The following is a 16,337-nucleotide window of genomic DNA, read 5'->3' on the forward strand; positions in this document are numbered from 1 at the left end:
ACGTACTAGCTCAACTGTAAAAAACGCGACTATATCCTACATCGAAACTCATGCAACTAGCTCCCTTTGGTTCCTGGATATCACCGATTACGGCTGAGGCGATCGTCGCTGATAGTATTGGACTGGGTTCCATCGTCCTCGACGGGACAGATATCTATTGGTTGGAGTCTCGTCCTCAAGCAGCAGGACGGAGCGTTATCGTTAGGCGCACCAAAGATGGGACGACTACCGACATCACTCCGCCGGAATATAATGTCCGCAGTCGCGTGCATGAGTATGGTGGCGCACCCTATACCGTTGTCGATGGACGGGTTTATTTCAGCAACCATCGCGATAATTGTCTCTATATCCAGGATCTCACCGCCGCCGATCCCACGGTAGTGCGACAACTCACCCACGATCCCAAAAAAAGATATGCGGACTTGAGTGTCGATCCGCAGCGTCAGCGGCTGATCTGCGTCCAAGAAGAGCATGACTCAGCAGACTTCGAGGCATTAAATACGATCGTCAGTATTAGTTTGACTCAACCAAACGATGTTCAGGTGCTAGCTGGGGGATGTGATTTTTATGCCTCACCACGCCTGAATACCGATGGTACCAAACTAGCTTGGTTGAGTTGGAATCACCCCAATCTCCCCTGGGACGGTACCAATCTCCAAATGGCGACATTGAGTGTTGACGGCTACCCGTCAGCACCCACTCTGATTGCAGGTGGTGCCCATGAGGCCATCTTTCAGCCGCAATGGTCTGAAGATGATACTTTATATTTTGTCAGCAATCGGACAGGCTGGGGGAATATCTATCGCTGGCGCGATCGCCAAGTCACGGCTGTATGTGAGTTGGCGGCTGAGTTTGGGCTACCACAATGGGTATTTGGGATGTCTACTTATGCCATCACTGGCAATCGGCGGATTGTCTGTACTTACAGTCAGCTCGGCGTCTGGTATCTAGCATCGCTCAATACAGTCAGCGGACATCTGACTCGTCTCAACGTCCCCTACACCGACATTAGCAACGTTCGCGCGGCGGGAAATTTGGTCGTCTGCTGTGCGGCTTCAGCAACCCAGACAAATGAAATCATCGCGATCGATCTCCACACCGAATCCCGCGAAGTACTCCAACGCTCCAGCCAACTGGCGATCGATCCTGGCTATCTATCCACCCCTGAGTCGATCGAGTTTCCCACTACCGACGGAAACACTGCTTATGCGTTTTATTATCCACCGACCAATCACGATTATCAACCATTACTTGGCGAAAACCCGCCATTGCTCGTCAAAAGTCACGGTGGTCCCACCGCCGCCACTTCCAACCAACTCAGCCTCAAGACTCAATATTGGACGAGTCGCGGTTTTGCTGTCGTCGATGTCAACTATGGTGGGAGTACTGGCTATGGCAAAGCCTATCAGCAGCGGCTCGATGGCAAGTGGGGGATCGTTGATGTCGATGATTGTACCAATGCCGCACTATATCTGGTCGATCGCGGTTTAGCCGATCCCCAGAGATTGGCGATTTCGGGCGGGAGCGCGGGCGGTTATACGACGCTGGCTGCGCTAACTTTTGGGGACACATTCAAAGCTGGTGCGAGTTATTATGGCGTCAGCGATCTAGCCGCACTCGCCAAGGATACTCACAAATTTGAATCTCGCTATCTCGATCGATTGGTCGCACCCTATCCAGCACAAGCCAATCTTTATCAAGCGCGATCGCCTCTTTATTTTACCGATCGCTTGTCCTGTCCGATCGCTTTCTTCCAAGGATTGGAAGATAAAATCGTCCCTCCCAATCAAGCGGAAATGATGGTAGCCGCCCTCAAATCCAAAGGCATTCCCGTCGCCTATGTCACCTTCCCCACCGAACAACATGGCTTCCGTCAAGCCGAAAATATCCAACGCGCGCTCACTGGTGAGTTTTATTTTTATGCCCAAATCTTCGGCTTCCGACTAGCAGAAGCGATCGCACCAATCGAGATCGCCAATCTCCAGCAGTAGCGATCTGTTGGGTTAAACGCATGTGCAACCCAACATCCACACTAATGTGGTTTTTTTGATGATACGCGACTGGGAATCCCGTCACAGCCACCTGGAATAGTCTTGCGGGAATTGTCACCGCACCAGGTGCAGCAGTATTTTCGCTGTTCTTCAGACATTTCCTGGACGTTGGTAAAATCAGCATTTTCGACTACTGCACCTGTAAACTCACCCGTTGTATAGTTGGGAGTCTCATTGCGACTGCGGGGACTAGCATGTTCGGCACTACCATAAAAAAAGCGCGTCCCTTTGACATCGGCACCAGTCAATCTCGCTTCATAGAGAATGGTACGGGATAAATTGGCTTTGACCAAATCGCAGCCACTGAGATCGGCACGAATGAGATTGGCATCGCTGAGATCTGTCCACCGTAGATCGGTTTGAGTGACATCGGCACCTGCCAACATCACCCCCAAATCGATTACCCGCACTCCATGCAGGCGATCCTCGTCGTAGCCACCATCACCATCCAATATCGCTCTACCGAGCCGGCGATCGCGTCTGAGGGGCGTCAGGAGTTTGGACTGAGAGAGGAAGCGGAGGACTTTGGCTTTCCCCCCTGCATCGATGCTACCGAGCAATGCCGCCGTCCGTCCAGCGGCGAATGCTTGTTCTTGCGGCCAATCTTCCAAGAAACCATCATCATCCAAGACTAGATCGGAAATCCCTTGAAAATAGGTATCGATCGTCTGTTGCTGTGTGAGCACATTTTGTTGGGTAGTCAGGCGATTTTGCTCGATCGTCAGGTCGCGCGAGATAATATATTGTCGCCAAGCGATATATACTGCTAGGATAGCAATCAAAATTTGACCGAATGCGCCACCCCACTCGCCTGACGCACCGACAGCATTCCAATCAATCCGATCGGAAAAACTGCCGACATACTCAAAAAATTCGAGAATCTGGAGTAACCCCACCAACGCAATCAGTACGGTAATCGTGGCAACTAATTGTAATCGTTGTGCGGGCGAGAGTGAATCGAGGAGTTCTTGCCGAACTCCTCGGTAGATAATTGGGAGCGATAATACTAGAGCGATCGCACAACCTACTGTGGCAATCCAGGTGTTATTGAGCCATAATCCGAACACCATAATGGCGATCGCTATCAGATTTCCCCAGATTGTCATGTTCAATGCAAAATCTCTAGCTGGTCAGGTCAAAGTGTCTCGATTTTTTTGCCGATATGATATTATAATAACATTTTTTGTTCGGATTGAAGGAATTATTTTTTAGAAGATGCAGAAAATTATAATTAAGTTGCTAGGTGTGATTTTAGTTGGCGCGATTGGCGGGGCTTACTATATCTGGCAAGAGGCAATAAAGGTGCCAGAAGAATATATTAAAGCTAGCACTGAAACTAAAGCAGATAGTCAATTCCCATTACAGCCTAGTCAAATTACCGAACGTGCAGCTGTCAGTAAAAAGAAAATAACAGCCCCGATCGCATCAGCTCGATCCGGTCAACAAGTGCAAGTCAAACTCAACAGTACAGATCTCAATAATCTCGTAGTAGCCAAGCTGGCAAAGTCCCAACCAACCAAGCAAGTTCCAATTGGAATTAAAGGAATTAGGACTAATATTAAAGATGGCAAAATCTATACAGGTGCAATGGTGAACCTCGACCAACTAGTACGCAATGGCAAGCCAGGTAACCAAACAGCGACATTAACTAAGATAACTAATAAATTAACATTTTTGAAAGGTCGCGATGTTTATATTGGAATTGTTGGAAAACCAACGATTCAAGGTAGTAAGATCGAATTCGATCCAGATACTCAAATCAAAATCGGGAATATGAATTTTACCATTACCCAGCTTGCTGAAAATCTGGGTATATCTCCAGAAAAATTGCAACAAACGATCGATCTCCAGATCCAGCAACAAAATTTTAAAGTCAATCGCATCAATATCGAAAATAATGGACTGGCGATCGAAGGAGCAAAGAAGTAAGTAAGTAATTAACTAATTGCTTAATATCGCACCCCTAAATGAGCAGCTACGTTGATTTAGGATGTGTTAGGCGCAACTGTAACGCACCAGTATTCGCTCTTAACGCTCTGATGTAGGATCGCTATAGTCAATGATATTGGGATCGAAGGAAAAGGTCAAAAATTAGTCAATCTCAGCCGATCGCTCGAAATAGCTAAAACCTAAAACCTCAAGCCTAGAGCCGAAAACCCCAAGCCTCAAGCCGAAAACCTAAAACCCATCTCAAAGAGCGCGAATAGAACTATAATTTGTGGTTGGTAAGATCGTATATATTAACAGGAGTTCACGGTGGAACGGACATTTCTCGCAATCAAACCCGACGGCGTTCAACGTGGCTTAGTTGGCGAAATCATTCGTCGCTTAGAAACCAAAGGCTTCACCCTCGTTGGCTTAAAATTAATGCACCCCAGCCGCGAATTAGCCGAGCAGCACTACGCAGTACACCAAGAAAGACCCTTCTTCGGTGGTTTAGTTGATTTTATGACTTCTGGGCCAGTAGTGGCAATGGTCTGGCAGGGTGATGGTGTAGTTGCAGCTTCTCGACTGGCGATCGGTACTACCAATCCGCTAGTATCGCCGCCAGGTACCATTCGTGGCGATCTTGGCATCAACATCGGACGGAATCTCATTCATGGTTCTGACGCTGTTGAAACCGCTCACAGTGAGATTGCGTTATGGTTTAAAGAAGAAGAATTAGTGGATTGGACACCAACTGTTTCGCCTTGGCTGTCGGAATAGACAACGACTGAAGTCGTCGCTGGGGCTACAAAGTCTGCCTACGCAGACTAAGATTTCCAAATAAGTAGGGTGGGCACTGCCCACCATCTAGGTTAGAGCCAATATCCATCCATTCGCGAGCGTACCGAAGGTAATCGATATCTGCATTTATTTAGGCTTGACATGTTCGGAAATTAAAAAGACACTCGTACCCTAACATCTAAAACCTCAAGCCTCCCCCCACTAGCCGCCACATCATCACCAACACCCTAGATGCAACAGGTTGACTTCACGACATTGACGGCGGCGGTACGGGAGTTACAACTAGATTGGATACCCGCACGCGTCGAGACTGTCTACCAACGCGATCGCTATACCCTCGCACTTGGCTTACGCACGCTCGAAAAAAAAGGCTGGATCGCCATCTCCTGGCATCCTCAAGCCGCCCGGATCGTCCTTACCGATCCCCCACCCCGCATTCCCGATACTTTTACTCTCAGCCAGCAATTACGCTCCGTTTTGGGCGGACTGGCGATGACACAGATGGAGATGCCCACACAGTGGGAACGCTTAGTGCGCCTTGCTTTTGCCCAGAAACCTGGGGCTGATACTCTGTACTATCTGTATGTAGAACCGATCGGTAAATACAGCAATCTCACCCTTACTGATGCCGACAATCTGATTATCGCTACCGCCCATCAAGTCAGCAATAAACAGTCTAGCGTGCGGACGATCGAGACTGGCAGACCTTATGAAATACCGCCCTCATTAACCGATCCAATGCCGAGTTTGGAAGAGTCGCTCGATCGCTGGATCGAGCGTATCAGTCTGATTCCCGACAAGCTCAATCAACGACTCGTCCGTAGTTATCGCGGCGTGAGTACGATCTTGATGAACGAGCTGATTATCACCGCCGGACTAAGTCCGATTCAAACTACCGATACATTAGCTCCCGCAGACTGGGAAAAGTTATTTGAATACTGGCAAATCTGGCTCAAAACCCTCACTCAAGCCGCAGGATATCAATTTCAACCGCATCTGACAACTAACGGCTTCAGTGTCCTGGGATGGGGCAATATTGGTACTCCAGTTGCTACCGTCAATCAAGCAGTTGAGACTTACTATACACAGATACTCGATCGCGAAGCCTTCAACCAGCTCAAGCACCAACTCACCCAGAAGCTCAGCACGATCTTAGCAAAATTACGCCTCAAAGCTAATACCTTCAAAACCAAACTGCAAGAGTCTACAGGTGCCGATGAATATCGCACCAATGCCGACTTATTAATGGCATATCTCCAGGAATGGGAACCAGGGATGAAACAAATCATCCTGAATGATTTTGAGACGGGGGAGCCAGTCAAAATCAAACTTGAACCCGAAAAAAATGCGATCCAAAATGCTCAATTCCTCTACAAACGCCACCAGAAACTCAAGCGCGCCAAACTCGCCGTCGATCCATTACTTGCCGAAGTCCAAGCCCAAATCGACTATCTAGAACAAGTCGAAGCTAGCATCCTCCAGACTGAAGAAGATAGCGCAAATAATGTACGAGAAATGCTGCAAACGCTATTAGAAATCAAGAAAGAATTAATCGATACCGGATATTTTCCCGCCGCAGATCGGATCGCCAAAGCCGAACTAGCAGAAACAAAACCTCGCTCTCTCAAAACTCCTAGCGGCTTTGAATTACTAATCGGACGCAACAATCGTCAAAACGATTTACTCACATTTAAAACAGCCACCGAATACGATCTTTGGTTTCATGCTCAGGAAATCGCGGGTAGTCATGGGTTATTAAGAATTACGCCTGGTGCAGTAGCAGAAGAAGCCGATTTACAATTTACCGCTAATGCAGTGGCTTACTATAGTCGCGCCAGACAAAGCCAAGCCGTTCCGGTGGTGTATACAGAAACCAAACATGTGTATAAACCAAAAGGTGCAAAACCAGGAATGGTTATCTACAAGCACGAACAGATTATCTGGGGACATCCGCAGACTCTAGATGCTAGTTTGAGTAATTAATCTAAAATAAAAGTATGGCGGCTCTGCTTGAAAGACTCGATCGTCACTAAATAATCGTCAGGATACATCATGTCTCTAATCGTCGAAACCGATCTCAAAGAAATTCTCACCAGAATAGACCAAAAACTAGATGGTCTCCAAAGAGATGTCACAGAACTAAAAATTAGTGCGACTGAGCTAAAAGGAGATATTAGAACTTTAGATGAAAGACTTAGCGGGCAGATTAATACCCTTGATACTAAAGTCGAGGGACTATCTACTAGGATTCAAAATCAAGAGTTCACATCAAGAGCGATACTAGGTGGCTTACTATTAATCGTTCTTGGTGGTGCTGCAAAAATGTTTAATTTTATGCCATCTGGAAACTGAAATAGGGTATAAGTCTCGATCGAAGCATTCCTAAGATCTAAATTGTGAGGTAGATCGCTCGATTGCTGTCTTTAAGCGATTTGCCAAGGTGATAATATCATCTTGACGGGCGATTGCAATCATCCGATTTCGCGACTAAATACTCGATCGATTCAAACACGACGGAAACAGATAAGCACGATCCAAATTGCTTCGGATCGTGCTTATCTCTAAATTAGCCGATCGAATGGCTTTAACGGCAAGTACGGTACTTGATGTGATAAACCAAACCACGATGAGCGAGATCGAAAGAATCTACAGTCGCAGAACCCTTGCCACGGGCAGCCATTGAAGCATTGACTCGCATGTTGGTGCTATCACCACAAGCAGACCAAACGTCAGCAACAGTAGCTAAACTATCACGAACGTTGTAATTATTTTCACCATTAAAAGTTCTTTGAAATACTGGGCCGCGATTGCCAGCGAAGAAGTATTCTGCGCGGAGAGTGCCTTGAGTAGCCGGAGCTACATAGCCCCGATAATCGGCATCATATAGCGAAATTTGAAAGCCTTGGGGGACTTTGATGGGAATGCTCAGATTACAACTTTTCCGACTTTGACTGGCATCGTTGCCCATAGCGATAAATTTATCGAACAAAATGCTCAATTCTTGACCGTCAGGACTCACGCTGACACTTGCAGATTGGGCGGGGCAGCCATTGCCACCATAGTTGGCACCCATAATTTCCACTTTATCGCCAGCAACAGCTGGGGAGATGGGCATAGTCGCTAATGTGGATAAAATCAGTAATGCTTTGATAAATTTCATAATCCCGTCCAAAAGTGAAGATAGTTTGTGTTAAGGTAATAAAAATTGTGCGCGATCGCTAAAGACTAAATCTTTAGACAATCCACAATTTAGGACAGATTTTGCTTGCAACAAAATTGTGTCAACAGAAGATAGAAGACATCAGCCTCAAGCTGAGACTATTGCTTTTACAATTGGGTTCAACGATGTAAAAGCTTTTGTTTTTTCCATGTATACCAGTTAGATGTAAATTGAGTTTCAGAGGTTCCCCATTTTTAAAATAAGTATCCAGTCATCTGAAAAATAGCTCCAAAATGGCTGAGGTGTAAGAAGTGGTTAGTGGTGATGAGTACCACCCCCCGAACGGCGTGAGATTGGCGATCGAGTGAAGCTCATTCGGTTATTACCGATCGAGTCGATCGCGCGAACCTTTATAATTGAGGATGCTAGTTGTGGACGCTTCAAAAACTGAGATGGTAAATTTAAATCCTACTTCTTCCTTTAGTATTTCCATGCACCTGGAAGTGCCCAATCGAGCTGGTATGCTGGCGAGTATCGCTCAGAGTATCGCTTCTGTCGGTGGCAATATCAGCACGCTGGATATTACCGAGCAAACGCGGGTGCTATCGCAGATCGATGTGACGGTTGATGCGACTAGTACCGAACATGGAGACCAGATCGTCGAAGTTGTCAAGTCGATTCCGGAAGTACGCCTGACAAGCACATGCGATCGGACGATGCAGCTCCATCGCGGCGGTAAAATTCGGATGGAGAGTAAGATTCCGCTGACGCGTCAGTCAGATCTGGCGATGGCATATACACCAGGGGTGGGACGCGTATGTATGGCAATCGCCAAGGAACCCGAACGAGTTTATGAGCTAACGATCAAGTGTAATACAGTGGCGATCGTCACTGATGGGAGCGCAGTATTGGGATTGGGCAATCTGGGTGCAGCCGCTTCGATGCCTGTGATGGAAGGCAAAGCGATGTTATTTAAAGAATTTGCGGGACTCGATGCGTTCCCGATCTGTCTGGATACCCAAGATACCGAAGAAATCATCAAAACTGTCAAACATCTCGCGCCTGTATTTGGCGGGATCAATCTCGAAGATATTGCCGCGCCGCGTTGTTTTGAGATCGAAGCACGGCTACGGGCAGAATTGGATATTCCCGTGTTTCATGACGATCAACATGGTACCGCGATCGTCACCCTTGCAGCTCTATTAAACTCGCTCAAACTGGTCAAAAAATCCCTCGATACCGTCAAAGTTACCATCAATGGCGCGGGTGCTGCTGGCATTGCGATCGCCAAATTGTTCACTACTGCCGGAGTCAACCATATCTGTATCTGCGATTCCAAAGGGATTATCTCCCATAGCCGCACCGATCTCAATCCTGAAAAACTAGAATTTGCCGTCGAGCAAACTGGCACCCTCGCCGATGCGATGGTGGGTGCCGATGTCTTCCTCGGTGTCAGCGCACCTGGAGTAGTCAGCGTTGAGATGGTGCAGTCGATGGCAAAAGATGCAATCGTCTTTGCGATGGCGAATCCGATTCCTGAAATCCAACCAGAACTAGTCAGCAACGACGTAGCCGTCATGGCAACTGGACGCAGCGACTATCCCAACCAAATCAATAACGTCCTAGCCTTCCCCGGCGTCTTCCGAGGCGCGATCGATTGCCGTGCCAATCAGATTACCATCAATATGTGTCTCGAAGCCGCCAAAGCGATCGCCTCACTCATCAATCCCAACGAACTCAATCGCGAATACATCGTCCCCTCCGTCTTCGACAAACGCGTCGCTACCGCCGTCGCCTCCGCAGTCCAAAAAGCCGCCAGAGAGGAGGGGATTGCCAAGTATTAGGCTTTAGGCTTTAGGCTTTAGGCGATCGATCGCGACCCCAAAACCTCAAGGCTACTCGTATCGTTTTCCATCGAGATCGATCGAGACCTTGACTAATTATGAGAGAATGATAACTCATCACTTTGTCTTTGCCGATTGAGGTAGATTGGATGAGTAGAAATACAACTCGATCGACTCAAAGACAGCGCACTTCATCAATTTTCAGTAGCTGAGGTTTTTAAAAAACATGCAAGTAGGCGATCGCGTTCGTGTCAAGACATCTGTAGTTATTTATCATCACCCCAAACATCGCAGTCAAGCGATCGATATCCTCAACCAAGAAGGGACGATCGATAAAATTGCCACCGAATGGAAAGGTCGCCCCATCAGTGCCAATTTTCCGCTGATTGTCAAGTTCGATAATGATAAGCTACGCGCGCACATGCGGGAAGAAGAGTTGGAAGTGATTTGAGCAGCATTCGGTATGCTCGGTTCGATCGATCGTTGCCCTCAACCCAGATGCTAGTAAGAGTAATTCATGAATTGCTCCTACTAGCGCAAGAGTCATCAGTTATTCAATTTTCACCATCTACCATCTACTCAGGTTGCCAGGAAAAGAATAATCACCAATTCTCGACCAAACCATGAGTTATCTGGGCGATCCACTGTTTTCCAAAATGGTGCGGTACACTATAGGATGATATGACCAGCAGCACGAGCGTGGGAGGAAGTTGCTTTGGATGAGTTACGAACGGCTTTAGAATTGGCTACCGAAGACGAACTACAGCAACTAACGAGGATCCTCTTTAGCCGTAAGTTTAACCCCTTAGACTACGTTCGCACCCCAGATCTAGTAGAGATTCAGAGTCAGGATCGGGATCTGTGGCTAGACTCGATCGAGGATCGGTTTCGATTCTTGGCGGCTGACGGCATTACAGTTTTACAAGGACGCACACAGGGAGTCAGCTATCGTCAAACATTGGTGCAAGTGTGTCGATATCTGAAAGTTCCCTATTCCAAGGAGCTAAGTACCACAGAGATCGAATCCGAGGTATTCCTGCATCTGATGGGCAAAAGTTGGCACAAGTTACCGTCTGGAGATCGGGACGCACTCACAGTCAGAGTCCAGAAATCCTTAGCCACTACCCGTTTCGACCAGCCTTTACCCGCACACATTCAACACGATCCGATTAAATTAATTTTAAAAGGTAGTAGCGCGATCGTCGTTAGTTCGGCGATTAAACCATTAGTACTCCATCAAATCGCTCGTCAATTTGCCTTTCACTTTGCTAGCTACGAAGTTGCCAAACAAACGCTAATTCGGGGCGGACTGGCGGCTAGTAGCCAGTTGCAAAGCTATATCTCACTCTACATGGCAAAACGCGGCATGATGCTCTCCACGACCCAGCAAGTGGCTGTGCGTGGTGTATTTGCTGTTTTAGGACCAGCGATGTGGGGCTGGTTTTTTGCCGATCTTGGCTGGCGATCGATTTCGACCAACTACGGGCGCATCATCCCCACAATTGTGGCATTGGCTCAAATCAGATTGACTCGATCTGATGATTGGGAACCAGCTTATAGTTGATATCCAACATCTATGTAGATTTGTCGGTTGGGTAGAGCAAGGCGAGACCCAACGCACCATATAGGTTGGGTAGAGCGAAGCTCTACCCAACCTACGCCAGTGGTTTAACTCTCGTTCCTAGCTTAATTGCGTAATCCGATTGAAGGCGCGATCTACATCCTGCCATAATTGACGATTGTGAGGATCGACCTTGAGAGCTTTCTTGAGATAGATCCGCGCTTTGTCAAACTCTCTGCGATGCACCAATTGATGCCCGTATTGCGAATAAATAATCCCTTGCCACTGACAGATCTGGCGATCGTCTGGGGCATGATGCGCCAAACCTTCGATTAAAACGATCGCTTTCAAAAATTGTTGTTGCTTTAGTAATGACTGCAACTCATAATATAATTGCCACTTGAGTTCGTGCTCATTCTTACTTACTGGAGTACTGGCGGCTGGCTGGGGACTAGGGCGATGAGTACTAACTCGGACTGTCGTCGGTGTGGTGGCTGGCGTTGCGGAGGCAGCTGTGTGCGGCTGTGTAGGCGCAGCGATCCCCACGAGCAGCACTTGGTAAGCTTGGTTGAGGGTGATAAAGCGTTGATGTGCTTCGAGATCGTCAGGGTTGAGATCGGGATGCCATTTGCGAGCCAATGAACGGTACGCAGCTTTTAACTCATCGAGTGATGCTCCCCTGCTGATGCCCAGTAACTCATAGCATTGGTCTAGATTGGTGGTAGATGCAAGCATTTATTTACCAGAACACTAGGATTGTACATTTCAAGTCATACTCGCTAGTATGCCCCGTAATTCGATCTAAGTAGCATACGTATATCTTACACGAAAAACATAGTGTATTCAATTACCGATCGCGATCTCTAAACACCTTGCAGCGTATCACTATCAATCCCAGCCAAATCCACGGCAGCCATATCGCGATCGACCCTGCCCAAGATCGCTATCTCACCCGCGTCCTCCGGCTCCAACCAGGCGATCGATTTCAAGCGATCGATGGAACTGGTAAGCTGTACTTGTGTGCGATCGCCGCGAGTAGTGCTCAGCCTGGTGCAGAAATTATTGAGATCGGGATTCCTGCCGCGCAACGCGATGGCGGATCTTTCCCGCTCATAACGCTGATCTGCGCGCTCCCCAAAGGCAATAACTTTGACGATCTCGTTCGCGCCTGCACCGAGCTAGGTGTCACGACGATCTATCCCGCCATCAGCGATCGTACCCTCCTCAATCCCAGTCCTCAAAAGCTCCAGAGATGGCGCAAAATCGCCCAGGAGGCCGCCGAACAATCCGAGCGACTTACTATTTCGACAATTACCGAACCACAGACACTAGCGACCATTTTTGCCCAACTGCCCACCATTGAAGACTCCGTACAGACTCATAGTGCCCGATATCTATGTGAAGCTAGAGGCACACATCCGCACCTACTAGAGTGCCTACAATCCACCATACCAACCGCCAGTGATATTATCATCGCGATCGGCCCTGAAGGTGGCTGGACACAGGCCGAAATCGAGCTAGCGATCGAGTATGACTTCCGCCTAGTATCTCTCGGACGCCAGATCCTCCGCACCATCACCGCACCAATTGTCGCCCTCGCGATCGTTACCGCCGCCACCAATGCGAATCCGCGTCCCCAAGTCTTGATATAATAGCCAACTTCACACAGTGTGTTTAGGCTTTAGGGGTAGAGGACAGAGGATGAGGGTATTGAATTTGCAACTTAGTACGGTGGTTAAACAGTTGACACTTGACAGTTGACAGTTGATAGCGAAGTTTTTATGACGGGGATTTAAACCCCTGCGCTTTGTTAAGTGATTCATTTTATCAAAAACTTAAAGTCTTCCTACCCCTCTACCCCTTACTATCCTCTAAGCCTAAAACCTAAAACCTAATACCTAAAGCCTAAAGCCTTCCCACCCCCTACCCCCCATTCCCGTGCAGATAAACTTAATAGATCGAGTCAGATTGGGAATTGCGGTATTTGCTGCCAAAACAATTACCGCCACAATTCGCACCTTCAAACTAGGTGCTGCGAGTGTGCTGCCTGGTACGATCGGCAAACGGCTGCATCCGCAGATTCTCACGATGCTATCCCAACAGATTAAATATGGAGTAATAGTCGTCGCTGGCACCAACGGTAAAACCACAACGTCATTATTGTTACGCGATATTTTAGAAAAAGATGGCTGGAAAGTAGTTCACAATCAAGCCGGAGCCAATCTCGTCAATGGTTTAATTACCACATTACTAGAAAACACGAGTTTGACAGGCAAACTCAAAGCAGATTATGGCATTCTCGAAGTCGATGAAAATGTCATCCCGATCGTCATTCCCCAGCTCAAACCCAAATATATCCTCGCCCTGAATTTATTTCGCGATCAACTCGATCGCTATGGCGAAGTAGATACAATTACCTATCGCTGGGGCAAAGCGATCGCGGCACTAGATAGCGATACAATCCTCGTCACCAATGGCGACGATCCAGCTTTGGCGCATTTGGGTCAACAATTAGCCACTGGTGATAAGCCCAAACAAGTCAAATATTTTGGATTGAGCGAACCAGAATTATATCTCGATGAAATCCCTCACGCTGTAGACTCGATCTACTGCCCCAGTTGTGGTACTGCACTAACATACAAGGGTGTTTATCTCTCCCACCAAGGTGACTTTGATTGTCCCAAATGTGACTTTACCAAAAGCAAGCTATCGATCGATAGTAAAGAATGGCCGCAGGTACTCATCGGTGTTTACAACAAATATAATACCCTCGCCGCTGTCACAGTTATGGAATCGATCGGGATTGGTAAACCAGTCATTCTCGACACTATTAGCAACTTCCAAGCTGCCTTCGGTCGATCGGAAGAACTAGTTTATAACGGTAAAAAAGTGCGGATTTTGCTAACCAAAAATCCCGCTAGTATGAACGAAACTATCCGCGCCGTCTCTCAAGTCAATCGATCGGATCGCAGCTCCGTCAGCCTGATGATCCTCAACGATCGCACTCCCGACGGTACCGATGTCTCGTGGATTTGGGATGTCGATACCGAGAAATTTGTCAACTCAGGCGGGACAATCGTCGTCAGTGGCGATCGCGTCTACGACATGGCATTGCGTCTAGAATACAGCAAAACCGACCCTCATAGCGGTGCTAAAATTATCGTCAAAGAAGACCTTAAAGATGCGATCGATACTGCTTTGGAACTAACCTCGCCAAATGATATGCTCCATATCATCCCCACCTACTCCGCCATGCTAGATGTTCGTGAAATTTTAACAGGTAAAAAGATTTTATAATAATTAGCTACGATCTCGCGATCGCAAGTTAGAATCACTCAGAATGTAAAATTAAATGCAATCCAAAATTTTCTGGGGCTGCTTACTATCTACCATTTCCCTATTAACCAATTCTAAAATACTCGCTCAAACACTACCGTTATCACCACAACTGATTCCGTTTAGTTCTAGTGAAGGCGAACAACTCTTGGTCGAGAGTAACGCCAGACAAGATTATTTCCTATTGAGCAATCAATTTGTTACCCAAATCAATCAGGCTTATTGTGGAGTAGCCAGCAGTGTGATGGTATTAAATGCCTTGGGACTACCCGCACCAGAATCCACTCAATATAAACCTTTTAATATATTTACTCAGGAAAATTTTTTCGATCGGGTAGAAACTAAAAAAGTGATATCTCCCGAGCTAGTCTCGCGGCGAGGTATGACATTAGCACAGTTGGGAGACTTGTTAAATAGTCACGGTGCAAAAGTTCAGGTCTATCATGGCGCGGATGTCGATCTAGATCGATTCCGATCGCTCATTGTGCAAAATCTATCAAAACGGGACAATTTTGCGATCGTTAACTACTTGCGAAAAACGATCGGGCAAGAGCGCGGCGGTCATATCTCACCCATCGCCGCTTACAATCAACGTACCGATCGCTTTCTAATTTTAGATGTGTCTCGCTATAAATATCCCCCAGTCTGGGTTAGAGCGGTAGATTTGTGGTATGCAATTAAAACAGTCGATACTGATTCCGGTAAAACCAGAGGCTTTGTCCTCGTAACCAAATAGAAAAATATAGATTAGTGGTTAGGCTTTAGGCTTTAGGTTTTAAGACGCTTGGCGTCCTCTCTATCTACCATCCACTATCCACCATTCACCATCCACCCACACCCCTATGACCCAAGCACTAACACTAAAAATCGGCTGGCTCTATCCTACCCTGATGAGTACCTACGGCGATCGCGGCAACGTCATCGCCATTCAACAACGCGCACAATGGCGGGGTATCAACGTCGCAGTCATCCCTTACGATCGCGATTCCCCTCCCGATCTGATCCACGAAGTCGATATCATCGCAGGTGGCGGTGCCCAAGATCGCCAGCAAGAGATCGTCATGCGCGACCTCGCAGGTGCCAAAGCCATAGCCATCAAAGCTAAACTCGATGCAGGCGCACCTGGCGTATTTACCTGCGGTTCGCCCCAACTCCTCGGCAGATTTTACGAGCCAGGATTGGGCGAAAAAATCGAAGGGATGAACATCATCGATCTTGAAACCAAACATCCTGGGATCGACACCCAACGGTGCATTGGCAACGTCGTATTTGAAATAACTGCTACCCGACTCGCCGCCGAACTTACCCAGCTATTAGGGGGCAAAAAACCCATCATCGTTGGCTTTGAAAACCACGGTGGTAGAACCTATCTCGGCCCCAATGCTGAAGCTCTGGGCAAAGTAATCAAAGGCTATGGCAATAATGCGGAAGATGGTACCGAAGGCGCATTCTATCACAACGCGATCGCCACCTACTCTCACGGCCCACTAATTCCCAAAAACCCCTTCATCGCCGACTGGATGATTAAGACTGCACTCCAAAATAAATACCAAACCGAAATCGATCTCACGCCGCTCGATGATAGTTTAGCCGATCGAGCGCGGGCAGCGATGCTCAAGCGATGGGAAATTAATTGATAACTAGGTTGATGTAGGGTA

15 protein-coding genes are annotated in these 16,337 nt (G+C 47.5%); 12 read left to right on the forward strand and 3 right to left on the reverse strand.

Annotated features, from left to right (window positions below; genetic code table 11):
- The first annotated feature begins 50 nt into the window (after positions 1 to 50).
- Positions 51 to 1,991, forward strand: coding sequence for a prolyl oligopeptidase family serine peptidase (locus ACEW9I_RS22450; protein ID WP_373542549.1), 1,941 nt, complete (start codon positions 51 to 53; stop codon positions 1,989 to 1,991).
- A gap of 41 nt (positions 1,992 to 2,032) precedes the next feature.
- On the opposite strand, the gene ACEW9I_RS22455 is transcribed toward ACEW9I_RS22450, so the two are convergent.
- Positions 2,033 to 3,157 (reverse strand): pentapeptide repeat-containing protein, encoded by a 1,125-nt coding sequence (locus ACEW9I_RS22455; protein WP_373542550.1) that lies wholly within the window; start codon positions 3,155 to 3,157, stop codon positions 2,033 to 2,035.
- Positions 3,158 to 3,266: 109 nt separating this feature from the next.
- Between ACEW9I_RS22455 and ACEW9I_RS22460 the strand changes: the two genes are divergently transcribed.
- From ACEW9I_RS22460 to ACEW9I_RS22475, 4 genes are all read left to right on the forward strand, one after another.
- Positions 3,267 to 3,980 carry a hypothetical protein gene (locus ACEW9I_RS22460; RefSeq protein WP_373542551.1) on the forward strand — a complete coding sequence of 238 codons (714 nt, stop codon included), beginning with the start codon at positions 3,267 to 3,269 and terminating at the stop codon, positions 3,978 to 3,980.
- A gap of 327 nt (positions 3,981 to 4,307) precedes the next feature.
- Positions 4,308 to 4,757 (forward strand): nucleoside-diphosphate kinase, encoded by a 450-nt coding sequence (gene ndk / locus ACEW9I_RS22465; protein ID WP_373542552.1) that lies wholly within the window; start codon positions 4,308 to 4,310, stop codon positions 4,755 to 4,757.
- 252 nt (positions 4,758 to 5,009) lie between these two features.
- Positions 5,010 to 6,761, forward strand: coding sequence for an NFACT family protein (locus ACEW9I_RS22470; RefSeq protein ID WP_373542553.1), 1,752 nt, complete (start codon positions 5,010 to 5,012; stop codon positions 6,759 to 6,761).
- 69 nt (positions 6,762 to 6,830) lie between these two features.
- On the forward strand, positions 6,831 to 7,130 hold the full coding sequence (locus tag ACEW9I_RS22475) for a hypothetical protein (protein WP_373542554.1): 300 nt from the start codon (positions 6,831 to 6,833) through the stop codon (positions 7,128 to 7,130).
- 232 nt (positions 7,131 to 7,362) lie between these two features.
- Here the strand turns inward: ACEW9I_RS22475 and ACEW9I_RS22480 are convergent, their stop codons facing one another.
- The gene (locus tag ACEW9I_RS22480) at positions 7,363 to 7,938 is read right to left on the reverse strand and encodes a DUF4360 domain-containing protein (protein WP_373542555.1); all 576 of its coding nucleotides are present in this window, start codon (positions 7,936 to 7,938) and stop codon (positions 7,363 to 7,365) included.
- A gap of 452 nt (positions 7,939 to 8,390) precedes the next feature.
- Between ACEW9I_RS22480 and ACEW9I_RS22485 the strand changes: the two genes are divergently transcribed.
- The 3 genes from ACEW9I_RS22485 to ACEW9I_RS22495 all read left to right on the forward strand — a co-directional run bounded on the left by ACEW9I_RS22485 (position 8,391) and on the right by ACEW9I_RS22495 (position 11,346).
- Positions 8,391 to 9,782: an NAD-dependent malic enzyme gene (locus ACEW9I_RS22485; RefSeq protein ID WP_373542556.1), complete on the forward strand. Its 1,392-nt coding sequence runs from the start codon at positions 8,391 to 8,393 to the stop codon at positions 9,780 to 9,782.
- 226 nt (positions 9,783 to 10,008) lie between these two features.
- Positions 10,009 to 10,233 (forward strand): ferredoxin-thioredoxin reductase variable chain, encoded by a 225-nt coding sequence (locus ACEW9I_RS22490; RefSeq protein ID WP_373542557.1) that lies wholly within the window; start codon positions 10,009 to 10,011, stop codon positions 10,231 to 10,233.
- Positions 10,234 to 10,497: 264 nt separating this feature from the next.
- On the forward strand, positions 10,498 to 11,346 hold the full coding sequence (locus ACEW9I_RS22495) for a YaaW family protein (RefSeq protein WP_373542558.1): 849 nt from the start codon (positions 10,498 to 10,500) through the stop codon (positions 11,344 to 11,346).
- 117 nt (positions 11,347 to 11,463) lie between these two features.
- On the opposite strand, the gene ACEW9I_RS22500 is transcribed toward ACEW9I_RS22495, so the two are convergent.
- Positions 11,464 to 12,078 (reverse strand): DnaJ domain-containing protein, encoded by a 615-nt coding sequence (locus tag ACEW9I_RS22500; protein ID WP_373542559.1) that lies wholly within the window; start codon positions 12,076 to 12,078, stop codon positions 11,464 to 11,466.
- 137 nt (positions 12,079 to 12,215) lie between these two features.
- On the opposite strand from ACEW9I_RS22500, the gene ACEW9I_RS22505 reads away from it, so the two are divergent.
- From ACEW9I_RS22505 to ACEW9I_RS22520, 4 genes are all read left to right on the forward strand, one after another.
- Positions 12,216 to 12,995: a 16S rRNA (uracil(1498)-N(3))-methyltransferase gene (locus tag ACEW9I_RS22505; protein WP_373542560.1), complete on the forward strand. Its 780-nt coding sequence runs from the start codon at positions 12,216 to 12,218 to the stop codon at positions 12,993 to 12,995.
- A 286-nt stretch (positions 12,996 to 13,281) separates the two neighbouring features.
- Positions 13,282 to 14,640, forward strand: coding sequence for a MurT ligase domain-containing protein (locus tag ACEW9I_RS22510; RefSeq protein ID WP_373542561.1), 1,359 nt, complete (start codon positions 13,282 to 13,284; stop codon positions 14,638 to 14,640).
- Between the two features lie 55 nt (positions 14,641 to 14,695).
- Positions 14,696 to 15,415 (forward strand): phytochelatin synthase family protein, encoded by a 720-nt coding sequence (locus ACEW9I_RS22515; RefSeq protein WP_373542562.1) that lies wholly within the window; start codon positions 14,696 to 14,698, stop codon positions 15,413 to 15,415.
- Positions 15,416 to 15,521: 106 nt separating this feature from the next.
- Entirely contained in the window at positions 15,522 to 16,316 is a 795-nt protein-coding gene (locus ACEW9I_RS22520; RefSeq protein WP_373542563.1) for a type 1 glutamine amidotransferase, read from the forward strand.
- The last annotated feature ends 21 nt before the right edge of the window (positions 16,317 to 16,337 follow it).

The sequence above is a fragment of the Chamaesiphon sp. genome, from assembly GCF_041738855.1.
In the GTDB taxonomy this organism is placed as follows: domain Bacteria; phylum Cyanobacteriota; class Cyanobacteriia; order Cyanobacteriales; family Chamaesiphonaceae; genus Chamaesiphon.

What these genes read in the sequence shown, in the direction of transcription:
- ACEW9I_RS22450 (WP_373542549.1), top strand. Translation starts at nt 51, where the DNA reads ATGCAACTAGCTCCCTTTGGTTCCTGGATATCACCGATTACGGCTGAG.
- ACEW9I_RS22455 (WP_373542550.1), bottom strand. Translation starts at nt 3,157, where the DNA reads ATGACAATCTGGGGAAATCTGATAGCGATCGCCATTATGGTGTTCGGA.
- ACEW9I_RS22460 (WP_373542551.1), top strand. Translation starts at nt 3,267, where the DNA reads ATGCAGAAAATTATAATTAAGTTGCTAGGTGTGATTTTAGTTGGCGCG.
- ACEW9I_RS22470 (WP_373542553.1), top strand. Translation starts at nt 5,010, where the DNA reads ATGCAACAGGTTGACTTCACGACATTGACGGCGGCGGTACGGGAGTTA.
- ACEW9I_RS22475 (WP_373542554.1), top strand. Translation starts at nt 6,831, where the DNA reads ATGTCTCTAATCGTCGAAACCGATCTCAAAGAAATTCTCACCAGAATA.
- ACEW9I_RS22480 (WP_373542555.1), bottom strand. Translation starts at nt 7,938, where the DNA reads ATGAAATTTATCAAAGCATTACTGATTTTATCCACATTAGCGACTATG.
- ACEW9I_RS22485 (WP_373542556.1), top strand. Translation starts at nt 8,391, where the DNA reads ATGGTAAATTTAAATCCTACTTCTTCCTTTAGTATTTCCATGCACCTG.
- ACEW9I_RS22490 (WP_373542557.1), top strand. Translation starts at nt 10,009, where the DNA reads ATGCAAGTAGGCGATCGCGTTCGTGTCAAGACATCTGTAGTTATTTAT.
- ACEW9I_RS22500 (WP_373542559.1), bottom strand. Translation starts at nt 12,078, where the DNA reads ATGCTTGCATCTACCACCAATCTAGACCAATGCTATGAGTTACTGGGC.
- ACEW9I_RS22515 (WP_373542562.1), top strand. Translation starts at nt 14,696, where the DNA reads ATGCAATCCAAAATTTTCTGGGGCTGCTTACTATCTACCATTTCCCTA.
- ACEW9I_RS22520 (WP_373542563.1), top strand. Translation starts at nt 15,522, where the DNA reads ATGACCCAAGCACTAACACTAAAAATCGGCTGGCTCTATCCTACCCTG.